This window comes from Aquimarina algiphila (assembly GCF_007489275.1).
GTDB classification, from domain to species: Bacteria; Bacteroidota; Bacteroidia; order Flavobacteriales; family Flavobacteriaceae; genus Aquimarina; species Aquimarina algiphila.
The window spans coordinates 77,681-89,017 of sequence record NZ_VLNR01000027.1 but is presented as its reverse complement, the minus strand read 5'-3'; the positions used below and the strand labels follow the sequence as shown (position 1 = coordinate 89,017).

Genomic DNA, 11,337 nt, shown 5'->3' with positions numbered 1-11,337 from the left:
TATGCTTATGAGAGAAAAACAAATGGCGTTTCAAAAACGATCTTTAATAAAAAACAAGCCTTTACCAAAGATATCTGTGAACGATTGGATTTGGTGGATATCGAATGTAATGATGCGCTTAAGGTGATTGAGAGTAGGGATACAAAAGATACATTCTTTTATATTGATCCCCCTTATTTTAATTCTGATATGGGACACTATAAAGGGTATTCAGAAAAGAATTTCATCGGTTTATTGCAACTATTAAGTACTATCAAAGGAAAGTTTTTGTTGAGTAGTTATCCTTCAGATATACTGGAGAAGTTTACAAAAAAGAATATCTGGTTTCACAAGTCCCTGGAAAAAAGAATTGCTGTGACCGAACATACTAAGAAAAAAAAGATCGAAGTCCTCACTGCTAATTATGATATCATAAATATGACAAATCATCTCTCAGGAATAATGAAGCCAGAAATTTTAGGAATAAAATCACAAGCAATGCAATTACAACTAATGTTTGCAAAACAAGACTCATCCTAACTCAATCAGAATCATCCCGAAAGCAACAAAGCAATCCATGGTATTATTGTCTGATGAAAAAGCAGCTTATTTCATTCGAGAATTACGAAAAGATGATAAACCGAGTCCAGGTAAATACACTTCCTGAAACTTTGCAAAAAGGACATTGGTTTTTTATGGAAGCTAAACTGTATTATCATTCAGAACCAACTATTCGTGAGACTATAGATATGTATTTAGAACATCTGAATGCCTATTTATCCAGAGAGGAACCACTTCAGGATGAAATTTCAGTATTAGAAATCGAATTTATTAAACGATTTCTGGATATGCATAGAACAGTTCAAACCAAAGAACAATTAAAAGCTTATATTTTTGATCTTCATAAAGCTATTTCAAAAAAACAAATCACCAAAAATTCTCCAGTAGCAGATGAAATCAATCTAATTCAGAAGAAACTTATTCATCTACATAATGATCAGCTTTTTAGAGATCCTATAAAAATTGTAATCAACAGAAAGTGGTTGAGAAGGCTTCGGAAAATTATAAAAACTAACCTTTCAGGGATGCTTGATGATCAAGGATTAGGAAATATTGATTGTCCTGTTGCTATCGAATCAAAACAAACATTAAGTCTTTTCTCTCCAATGAATATACAATCTCCTTCTAAGAACCCCAATACATTCAACCTTAAAGGAGATTTAGGGGTTCTGTTGGGAGATATAGAACTTTTTGAGCTAGCCATTACAATTGAGGGAGATCAGGGCGGAGGGAAAACCAGGTTTACCTATCAATTGGCAGATGCTTTTGCGGATGTTGGATATGATGTCGCTATTTTCTCGTTAGAAATAGGCAGTAAATCAGATCTGATTACCCGAATGAAAGAGGAGTATCTGCAAGCCAAAAACCAACATCAAATTTTTATCACAGATCAATTACCCGAAGGCTACAAAACGATTTCAAATGCAGCCGAGGATTTTGATGTGATCATCATCGATAGTTGGAATAAAACAGGATTGCCTTCACAAGATTTTGATCGCCTTCGCAAACAACACCCAAATACAATATTCATTGTGATCTTTCAACGTACTACACAAAAAACAATTCGAGGGGGAACAGCTCCGCTTTTTGATGCAGGGATTAATATTGAGATTATCAAGACTGATGATACCTTCAGAAATAATTATGCTATCACCACCAAAAACAGATATGGCATTACAGGAATTAAGTATAATATTTTCAATAAAAGCATTATAGGAGCTGCAGAGAATGTTTCGGAATCAGTTATAGGAAATTCGAAAGTTGGAATGTGATATATTCTACAAGTTTTTAATAGATAACTCTATTCAAATTTTGATTTCATGTAAAGAAAATCGAATAATCTTTACACAAAACCAATAACATGTAAAGAAAATAGGGTTTTCTTTACATGAAATATTAAGTATGATATTAATGAAGTATACTAAGACCTTTTGTTATTATTCTGCTCTTTCTTTCCAATCAAATCTTAAGACTATTATCAGTATATTAGTGACTTGATAACCCTATTATACAGTAGGGTTGATACAGATATCCCACAATAGTCAAAAAGCTAATTGCTGTAAAAAATAAAATAATGATAACCGATCTTAAAGACAAATATGATTTCGAATTACGTATTGCTACAAAAGAAGAAGTACGTCTTCTAGCTGAGTTTCTTGCCAAAAAGAAATGGGAAGATAGTAGAGTTTATATAAAAGAGCCAAAACCTAAAGTGACTAAGACAGAGAAGGAGAATTTCATTAGCAAAGAAAGAACCCATATTCTAGAATTAATAGGTAGTAAAGTATTAGTGCAAGATTATAAAAAGTATAATGTATCCATTTTTGTTTACAACTATATCCGAGAGTATGATGAGGATATCATTTCTTCGTTGACTTCTAGGGTAATTAGCACAAAAAAAGGAATGGAATTTTTAGAGAATGAAGATGTTCTTTTTAATTTGAGAGAGCTTAAAAGTAGTATATATTATAAAAATAAAGTTAAATCGGGTAGGCGAAATAGACCAAGTGAAGAATCTATTCAAAAAACTCTTGAGATTAAAAAATATATAGAAATCACTAACCCTGAGATAAATATAGATAAGATTTGTCATAAATTTGGTTTTTCTAAAACTACGTACTATAGAGTTATTAAATGGTTGGAAGTTAGAAATATGTAATAGACATATTGCCTCAAGAAAGAGCATATTCGCCTTTACTTTTTTAAATCATTAAAAACTAAACTATGAATACTTGATTATTATGTTTTTTGAGTTTCAATAAATCTGTAAAGTGCTAATTAAGTTTATGATAATAGAACTCTAATAATTTCTTTTCCTACTCATAAAAGTTATTGTACTTTAACACAGTTAAAAATTAAAGTTATTACATGTTTTTTAAATATGTAATGCATTGATATTTATGGATTTACGCGAGTAAACAATGACTATATATTACAATAGAATTAAATGAAAAGAAAATTAACCCTATCATGGTTAGAAGGTTTCTTAATGGATGCCTGTGATATATTAAGAGGCAACATGGATGCCTCTGAGTTTAAAGAGTATATTTTAGGAATGCTTTTCTTAAAACGTCTTAATGATAAGTTTGAACAAGAAAGAGCTGTTCGGGAACGAGATTTACGAAAACAAGGACTTCCTGAAGATAAAATAAAGGTGGCATTAGAAATGGAGAACAAATACGAATATTTTGTTCCTACAATAGCACGATGGAATTATAAAATTAAAGATGAGAATGGTAATGATATTAATGAAGGTGTACTCCATGTAAAAAAGGATGTGGGAAATCATCTGAATAAAGCATTAGCAGAATTAGAAGAAAGAAACCCTGATAAGCTAAGTGGTGTATTAACCAATATTAATTTTAACCGTACCATTGGTAAAAATAAAAATGCGTTGAATGACGAAAAACTAATCGAATTCATTCAGCATTTTAATAAAGTACAGCTTATAGATGGAAACTTTGAATTCCCTGACCTTTTAGGAGCAGCTTATGAGTACCTTATAAAATATTTTGCAGATTCAGCAGGTAAAAAAGGGGGAGAATTCTATACGCCTAGTGAAGTTGTAAAACTATTAGTAAACATACTTGAGCCAGGAAAAGAGACCACAATTTATGACCCTACCTGTGGTTCGGGAGGTATGCTAATAGAAGCCAAAAACTATGTGCAAGCTCGTTATGGCAATAGTAGTAGTATGGGGTTTTATGGTCAAGAATTAAATGGAACTACTTGGTCGTTATGTAAAATGAACATGCTATTTCACGATATTTTTGATGCCGAAATTTTACAAGGCGATACCATTGCAGATCCGCAACATGTCGATCAAGGAGAGCTAAAGCGTTTCGATATGGTTATTGCTAATCCACCTTTTTCTGCTAATTATTCTGATATCAAAAAACACAAAGATCGATTTCAGTATTGGATGCCTAAAAAGAAAAAGGCAGACTTTATGTTTGTGCAACATATGGTAAGTGTACTCAAAAATAATGGTCGTATGGCAGTAGTAATGCCACATGGTGTACTATTTAGAGGGTCAGAGGAAAAAAACATGCGTGAATGGTTGATTCATAGAGGGTACTTAGAAACAGTTATAGGTTTGCCACAAGGTCTGTTTTATGGGACAGGCATACCAGCTTCTGTATTAATTATTAATAAAAAAGGAGCAGCTACCCGTAAAAAAGTGCAATTTATAAATGCTGATAGAGAATTTAAAGAAGGAAAAAATCAAAACAAATTACGTCCCGAGGACATTGTGAAAATCAGCTATACCTATCGTACTAAAGAACCTCTAAAGGGGTATGCACAATCCATTAAAAAGGAAGATTTAGCAAAAGAAGAATACAATTTCAACATACGTAGATATGTAGACAATAGCCCACCAGCCGAACCCCATGATGTTCATGCTCATTTACATGGAGGTATCCCAACTACAGAAGTAGAGACACTACAAGGCTATTGGGATAATTATCCTACAATTAGAAATGATTTTTTTGAACCCTTAAAAAAAGAGTATTCAAAATTTACAGAACAGGTTGACTCCAAAGAAGTAATCAAAAAAATAGTAACGAATCATAAGGATATAGAAAACAAGCAAATTCAGTACAACATTTGTATTGAAGCTTGGTGGAATACAAACTTACCCAAGTTGGAAGCGCTGCCTACCAAAAAGAATGTTTTTGAGCTTTATCGCGATTTTTCTAAAAGCATAGCTACAGATTTTAGTGCTTTAGGTATTTTAGACCTACATAAAAGCCGTGGAGCTTTTGCTGCCTATTGGGATGTATTAGAGGTTGATTTAAAATCAGTGGCAGCCAGTGGTTGGAACGCAGAGTTGATTCCTGATGATGAAATTATAGCTTCGCAATTTCCAAAAGTATTGGTAGAATTAAATGAAAAAGAAGCGCGTTCTAATGAACTAGAAGCTCTGTTTAAAGAAGTAAATGAGTTGGAGGCAGAAGAATATGATGAAGATAATTATGAAGTTTTTCCTAAAGAAATACTAAAAGAATACAAAGCTGAATTAAAGGAATGTAATGTTCGGTTAAGAGCTATTAAAAAAGAGCTAAAAGCATTAAGAGTAAGAATAAAAGCCAAAGAAAAAGCTGGGGAAGAAACTAAGGAGTTGGAAGAAGAATTACGAGGCAAAGAAAAAGTAGAGTTAAAACTAACGAAACAAAAAGAAAGTATTGAAGCCAAACTATTTCGTCATAATCAGTTAGAAAAAGAACTGAAAGATTGTAAAGCTACCATAAAAGAAATAAAAGAACGAAAAGCAGAATTAGTAGAACGTGCTCGTGGTAAAATCTCCACCAAAGAAGCTAAAGCATTGATACTAGCACGATGGAAAAAAACACTTTTTGATACAGTGATGGATTATGTAAACCGTTACGAACGTGCTTTTATAAAAGAATTGGAAATACGTTTTACCAAATACAACCATACACTAACTAGTATTTTGGATGAACGTGAAACTGCAGCCAACCAATTGTCTGATTTTTTAATGGAATTGGGATATGAAGGATAACTTAATTATTGATAAATTTCAGTTACCGCAAAATTGGGAAATTGAAACATTAGAAAACCTAACCACTCAAATTGTTGATGGCACTCATCATACACCTCATTATACAAATTATGGAGTGCCTTTTCTACGTGTAACTGATGTTCAAACTAAAGAAATAGATAGAAATAATATTAAGTATATTTCAAAAACCGAACATAAAGATTTAATTAAAAGGTGTAAGCCAGTAAATGGAGATTTGTTACTTTCTAAAAATGGTACAATCGGAATTCCAAAGGTTGTAGATTGGAATTGGGAATTCTCGATATTTGTTAGTTTGGCTTTAATAAAATTAAAGCCCCAATTAGATGTACATTTTCTTGCCCATTTTTTAAAATCTGATATTACAAAATGGCAAATTTTAAGGCGAGCGAAACAAGGAACAGTTACAAATCTTCATTTAGAAGAAATCAGAGAAGTTGAAATTCCAAAACTTTCATTAATACATCAAAAAAAAATTGCCCAAATCCTATCTGTTTGTGATGCAGTGATTGAAAAAACAGAAGAAGCCATAGCCAAATATCAAGCCATTAAAAAAGGCATGATGCAGGATCTTTTTACGCGTGGTATTGATATACATACAGGTAAACTTCGGCCTAAATATAAAGATGCACCAGAGTTTTATAAAGAAAGTGAGTTAGGGATGATTCCAAAAGAATGGAAAATGAAAAGATTGGAGAATTGTGGAATGTTTAGTAAAGGACACAATATTCCTAAATACTTATTATCTTCTGAGGGTTTTGGTTGTATCTTATATGGACAGCTCTATACAAAATTTGATAATACAATTTTAAATGTTGAAAGTAAAGTTCCAAAAGAGACGTTTAAACACCTTACTTCATTGAAATATGGAAGTATCTTATTTGCAGGTTCAGGAGAAACTCATAAAGATATTGGAAAAAGTGCTGTCTTTTTAATCGATGAGAAGACTTTTGCTGGTGGAGACATTGTAATTTTAGAATTATATCAAGAATATTTTAAGCCTTATTTTGGATATTTTTTGAATTTTGAACACATTCAACGGCAAAAATCGCGATTAGGTCAAGGCAGTTCTGTTATTCATATTTATTCAAATCATCTAGGTGGTATAAATATGTCTCTTCCTGACAAGATTGAACAAGAAAAAATTTATAATAAAATAAACTTAATTGATAGACAAATTAAGAATGAACAATCTACCCTACACAAATACCAACAAATTAAAACTGGTTTAATGCACGATTTATTAACTGGCAAAGTAGAAGTAACCTTTAACGAAGAAAAATACCATGGCAGAATATAAAAATGTAGAGCTCCCTTTTTTAGAAAAATTAAAAGACTTAGGGTGGGAAGTTATTAATCATGGAGCCAATGGTATTCCCCAAGATCCAACTGTATCTAAACGTAGTAATTTTAAAGAAGTAACGCTTAAAGAAACCTTTAAAACAGCCGTTAGCAAACTCAATACAATAAAAGGTACTGAATGGCTAACAGAGAAACAATTAGAAGCTATTTACGAAGAAGTAACGACTACAGAAAAAGGCACTTTGGCTTTATTAGAAGCCAATACAGAAGTTTTTAATCGACTTACAGGAAAAACTAAAATTACCGTAGAAAAAAATGAACGCACAGGAGAAACCGATGCTTTAATACAACTCATAGACTTCGAACATTGGGAAAACAATCACTTTGTAGCCATTAACCAGTTTAAGATAAATACTCCAGGAGCAGCACGAAAAGCCATTATACCGGATATTGTACTTTTTGTAAACGGTTTACCCTTTTGTGTCATAGAATGTAAAGATGTAGATGTAAGCGATCCGCTTTCCGAGGGTATCAATCAAATTCAACGATATGCCAATACCAGAGACGATGATTTTGGGGTTAAAGAAGGAGAAGAACGATTATTTCATTATAACTTATTCAGTATCGTTACGCATGGAGAAGAAGCGAGATTTGGAACCATAACGGGGGATTTTGAATATTACCTTAATTGGAAAGATATTTTTCCTACCGAATACAAAACTTTTGATATTACAGCATATTCTGAAGAGGAAAAAAAGCGATACGAAGATAATGGGTTACATAAAGACCCAAGAGTTAGACAAAAAGTGCTCATGCACGGTATGTTGAACAAAGAAATTATGCTCGATGTACTTAAGCACTTTACACTCTATAAAACATTAGATACGGGTGTAACAGCAAAAATTGTATGTCGTTACCAACAATACAGAGCTGTAGGCAAAATTTTAGATCGACTGCGACAACAAGGAACAGGAAAACACCGTAGTGGTGTGGTTTGGCATACCCAAGGTTCTGGAAAATCTTTAACCATGGTCTTTTTAGTACGTAAATTACGATCTCAAAAAGATCTGAAAGATTATAAAGCCATCTTAACTATAGACCGTAAAGATTTAGAAATACAACTTTCAGAAGATGCCAAACTAACAGGAGAGTTTAAGGAAAAAAATATTGTTTCCTCCAGAAAAGAATTAGTTCTTAAGTTAAGTGGAGATGAATCTGATTTAAGCATGGTAATGATTCACAAATTTATTCAAGAGGAGTACAAACATTCTAAAGCTATCCTCAAGGCTTTTTATGAAAAAGGGGAAGTGCCCGAATTCAAAGCTTTTGAAGAAGTTAACCCATCAGATCGTATCGTTATTTTAATAGATGAAGCACACCGTACACAAGGTGGAGATATGGGAGATAATATGTTTTCTGCTTTTCCTAATGCTGCAAGAATTGCCTTTACAGGTACACCGCTCTTAACAGAGCGACACAAGCAAAAAACACACGAACGTTTTGGAGAATCTTCAGAATTTATAGATACCTACAAAATAAAAGAAGCTGTAGATGATAGAGCAACACTAAACATCATTTATCAAGGGAAAACAAGTTTAGATAAAATTAATGATAAAGAGGCTTTCGATAGAGGGTTTGAAGATATTTTTAAAGAAAGAACCAAAGAAGAAAAAGCAGAAATACAGAAACGTTATGGAGGTATGCAAGCCTACCTAGAAAGCATGGATCGCTTACAAAAAATTGCCAAAGATTTGGTGAATCATTATATAGATGAAATTTTGCCTAATGGTTACAAAGCCATGGTAGTATCTAGTTCAATTATAGCTGCTGCACGTTATGAAAACCTCATAAAAAAAGCATTACAAGAACGACTAACCATAGAAAAAGGTAAAGAAGAAAAAGATGAAGAATTGATTCAACAAATTGAATTTATTGAATCATGTACTGTGGTTTCAAAGCAAGACAATAATGAATTAGGTTATATTAGTGCTGCACGGCAAAAAGCTAAAGCTTTAAAAGCAGTTGATAATTTTAAAAAAGATTTTGATTACAGTACAGACGAAGAAGGAAATTACTTAAACCCTGAAACTGGGGTAGCTTTCTTATGTGTATGCGATCGATTACTCACAGGATTCGATGCGCCAATTGCGCAGGCAATGTATTTAGATAAAAACATCAGAGAACATGATTTATTGCAAGCTATTTCAAGGGTGAATCGTGTAAAAGGACAAAAATCGCACGGTATTTTAGTTGATTACTTTGGGGTTTCTAATCATTTAAAAACTGCATTGAATATTTGGGGAGCAGAAGATGAAGAAGACATTAAAGAGTTATTGAACTATTTTAAAGATATCAATAAAGAAATTCCTGTTTTAGAATCCAGATACAACCGAATGATTCAATTGTTTGAAGACAAGGGCATCAAACAATTTAAAGCATTTGTAGAACAGACCATGATCGATAAAGATGAAGAATTTCAATTAGCCGAGAGTTGTATAGATTTAGCAAAATCGATTCCTTTTAGAGCACAATTTGACACCTATCTCAAAGCCTTTTTTGATTCTTTAGACTTACTATTTAACTCAGAAGTAGCCAAAGAATATTATATACCTGCTAAAAGATTAGGGTATTTATTAATGCGAATTAGAGATAGATACAAAGACCCTACCATGGATTTAAAATGGGCAAAGGCAAAAGTTAGAAAACTTATTGATACCCATTTAGAAAGTTTAGGCATTAATAGTAAAATACCTCCTGTTAGTTTATTGTCAGACGATTTCGGAACCGAATTAGATAAGTATGGAAGGACACCAAAATCTAAAGCTTCTGAAATGGAGCATGCCATCCGTAGACATATTAAAGTGAATATGGATAAAGACCCCGCTTTATATAAACGATTCTTAAAACGAATGGAAGAAATTCTAGACCGTTATAAAGAAAATTGGGAACAAATTGTTGAAGAGTTTACTTATTTAAGAAATGACTTAGCAGAAGGAAGAGAGAATGAAAATGAAGAACCAGGTTTAAGTCCGCAAGAACTCCCCTTCTTTGATTTAATCTACATAGAAGCTTATGATGAGAAAGAAATAGATGCCGATGAAAAAGAAGCTGTAAAATCATTAACTATAGAAGTAGTTGAGCTATTACGAGAAGCTATCAATAAGCCTAATTTCTGGAAAGAAAGAACATCAGAAATTCGTAAATTACAAGGAGAATTAGATGAAAAACTATTGTTTACTGAAGTAGAAGCTGTTTCAGAATTGCACGAAAAACTTAGTGTAGAAATAATGGCTTTGGCTAAAAAAAGACATGAAGAACTTACAGGAGGCGAATGATTTTTGGAGAATTAGATATTACAATTACCAGATGTCAACGAAAGACAGTAAGTATATTCGTTGAAAGAGATGGGTCTGTTTCTGCAAGAGTACCAGAAGAGATTACAAAAGAAGAATTGACTGCTGTTTTACAATCTAAAGAATATCAAATCCATAAGAATTTAGCAGAGTGGACACAACTCAATGCACAGAAAATAGAACGTGATTATGTAAATGGTCAATCGTTTTTGTATCTCGGCAGAAATTATAGATTACAATTAACGAATGATGAGTTTAAAGGAATTAAACTAAAAAGCGGGTACTTTATAATCTCTAAAATAAATAAGACTAAAGCTAAAACATACTTTATTGATTTTTATAAAGAGAAGCTTCGAGAAAAATTAAAACCTATTCTCAATAGATACAAAGGACAGCTTGGAGTAGAACCACAAGACGTAAAAGTTATGGAATTACAGCACCGTTGGGCTTCCTGTACATCAAAAGGCAACCTAAACTTTCATTGGAAATGTGCTATGGCTCCTATTGATGTATTAAATTACATTGTAGCTCACGAGTTGGTACATATTATCCATCCAAACCACACTAAAGCTTTTTGGAATGATTTAGATAAAATTATTCCTAATTATGATAAACAGTTACAATGGCTTAAATTAAATGGGGCAGGGATGGATTTGTAAGATTATTGAATGTGGTCTTAGTAAATAGGGTATAATGCTTAAACCTTTAATTTATATTAAAAAATGAGTACTAATACTAATAGATCTTATCTTAAAAATTTGTCATTAAAATTTGTTTCCAGAATAATATCAAATTTCTATTATAAACGTTTTACGATCAGATTAACCCACCAAAACCGAGCAAAAACCGAGCAAATTGTCCCAGAATAGCATAAAAACAAAAAGAGTTACGAAATTTTATTATCGTAACTCTTTGATTATTAAGGTGGTCCCACTTGGGCTCGAACCAAGGACCCCCTGATTATGAGTCAGGTGCTCTAACCAGCTGAGCTATGGGACCTAAAACGGAGGGCAAATTTAAGGATTTGATATAAACACGCCAAACATTTTTTTCTATTATTTTAAGTATTCTATATTCTTGTACTATTTATTTGTAGTAACC

At 32.5% G+C, this 11,337-nt stretch carries 7 protein-coding genes and 1 tRNA gene; 7 read left to right on the top strand and 1 reads right to left on the bottom strand.

Annotated features, from left to right (window positions below; all coding sequences use genetic code 11):
* From FOF46_RS14220 to FOF46_RS14190, 7 genes are all read left to right on the top strand, one after another.
* Positions 1-519 (top strand): DNA adenine methylase (locus FOF46_RS14220; RefSeq protein ID WP_143916893.1); only part of this gene is annotated, 519 nt, incomplete at its 5' end.
* Positions 520-572: 53 nt separating this feature from the next.
* Complete coding sequence (locus FOF46_RS14215; protein WP_143916892.1) at positions 573-1,811, top strand: antirestriction protein; 1,239 nt, start codon at positions 573-575, stop codon at positions 1,809-1,811.
* A gap of 302 nt (positions 1,812-2,113) precedes the next feature.
* On the top strand, positions 2,114-2,698 hold the full coding sequence (locus FOF46_RS14210) for a hypothetical protein (RefSeq protein ID WP_143916891.1): 585 nt from the start codon (positions 2,114-2,116) through the stop codon (positions 2,696-2,698).
* A gap of 288 nt (positions 2,699-2,986) precedes the next feature.
* On the top strand, positions 2,987-5,563 hold the full coding sequence (locus FOF46_RS14205; protein WP_167571843.1) for a type I restriction-modification system subunit M: 2,577 nt from the start codon (positions 2,987-2,989) through the stop codon (positions 5,561-5,563).
* A complete protein-coding gene (locus tag FOF46_RS14200) occupies positions 5,553-6,881 on the top strand; it encodes a restriction endonuclease subunit S (protein ID WP_143916890.1) in 1,329 nt (442 codons plus the stop codon). The genes FOF46_RS14205 and FOF46_RS14200 overlap by 11 nt, the downstream gene beginning before the upstream one ends.
* Positions 6,868-10,218: a type I restriction endonuclease subunit R gene (locus tag FOF46_RS14195; RefSeq protein ID WP_143916889.1), complete on the top strand. Its 3,351-nt coding sequence runs from the start codon at positions 6,868-6,870 to the stop codon at positions 10,216-10,218. The genes FOF46_RS14200 and FOF46_RS14195 overlap by 14 nt, the downstream gene beginning before the upstream one ends.
* Positions 10,215-10,895, top strand: coding sequence for a M48 family metallopeptidase (locus FOF46_RS14190; protein WP_143916888.1), 681 nt, complete (start codon positions 10,215-10,217; stop codon positions 10,893-10,895). Before FOF46_RS14195 ends, FOF46_RS14190 begins: the two co-directional genes overlap by 4 nt.
* Before the next feature lie 266 nt (positions 10,896-11,161).
* Here the strand turns inward: FOF46_RS14190 and FOF46_RS14185 are convergent.
* Positions 11,162-11,235 (bottom strand) — tRNA-Ile (locus FOF46_RS14185).
* Positions 11,236-11,337: the final 102 nt, after the last annotated feature.